Origin of the sequence: Bradyrhizobium yuanmingense (assembly GCF_900094575.1) — a bacterium.
GTDB classification, from domain to species: Bacteria; Pseudomonadota; Alphaproteobacteria; order Rhizobiales; family Xanthobacteraceae; genus Bradyrhizobium; species Bradyrhizobium yuanmingense.
The window spans coordinates 1-1,031 of the sequence record NZ_FMAE01000107.1; the positions used below are offsets into that span (position 1 = coordinate 1).

Below are 1,031 nucleotides of genomic sequence, written 5' to 3' on the forward strand. Positions count from 1 at the left end.
CACAACGACGATCCCAAGCCGCTCAAATGGACCAAATCCGCCGACGACATCCTCGCTTCCACCGAACGGTTCTGCCGATACAACGCCCAAACTCAGGCTTGGTGATCTTGCGAATTGTTGGTTCAGGACACTAAACTTCTTCGTTCGCAACATTCTCGGGCAGACACCGCGTAAACTGGAATGCCACGTCGACCGAGCCGAAAAGGATCCCGGCCCATGACGTGAAGAGCCAACACTGAGGAGCCAACAATTGGGTCCGAAAAACCTCGGGAGTTTAGCGCGAAGCCCCTCAATTTGAGCCGGCGCGCCTTCCGCATCATCAGCGGCGGATCACTGCCTGATCGTCGATCGCCTGAAGGCGCTCGCTTGTGCCGCCATCCGCCGAGCTGCGCGTGTCGCTGGCGCGTCGATCTCAGCGCGCCTCGATGGTGACACTGCGCGCCGACAGGGTGACCAGACACATGAGTGCGGCCAACATCGCAAATGCGCTCGGCAACCCTGCGAGGTTGGCGAGGAAACCGACGAACCCCGGTCCAACGAGGAGTCCCGCATAGCCAACCGTGGTGATCGCGGCAACCGCTAGACCTGCAGGCATTACCTTCTGAGTGCCGGCCCTCCGGAAGAGAATCGGAACCAGGTTCGATGAACCAAGACCAATGAGCAGGAAACCTGCCATCGCGAAGGGGGCGCCTGGGGCGGCCAGCAGAAGCGCAAAACCCGCGACGGCCATCAGACTGCCGACCACTAGTGTCGCGCGGTCGCCAACGCGCGACACTACGGAATCGCCTCCGAGGCGCCCGACGGTCATGCTAATGGAGAACAGCATGAAGCCGAGTCCACCCTGCGCTTTCGGTACAAGGCCACGGTCCACCAGCAGCAAGGCGCTCCAGTCGAGTATGGCTCCCTCAATAAGAAACGTGATCGCTGCTAATACCGCCAGCAGCACCACAATGGCATGCGGCATGACGAACAAAACCCCTCGCTGAGCTTGCGCTATTTGGGGCAATCGCGACCAAGTCAGCACCATGACG

Annotated in this window: 1 protein-coding gene; it reads right to left on the minus strand. The window is 60.4% G+C overall.

Features of this window, described 5'->3' with window-relative positions:
- Nucleotides 1-412: 412 nt before the first annotated feature.
- Nucleotides 413-1,031, minus strand: a 619-nt coding sequence (locus GA0061099_RS39260) for an MFS transporter (RefSeq protein ID WP_478209852.1), incomplete at its 5' end; no start/stop codon positions are given.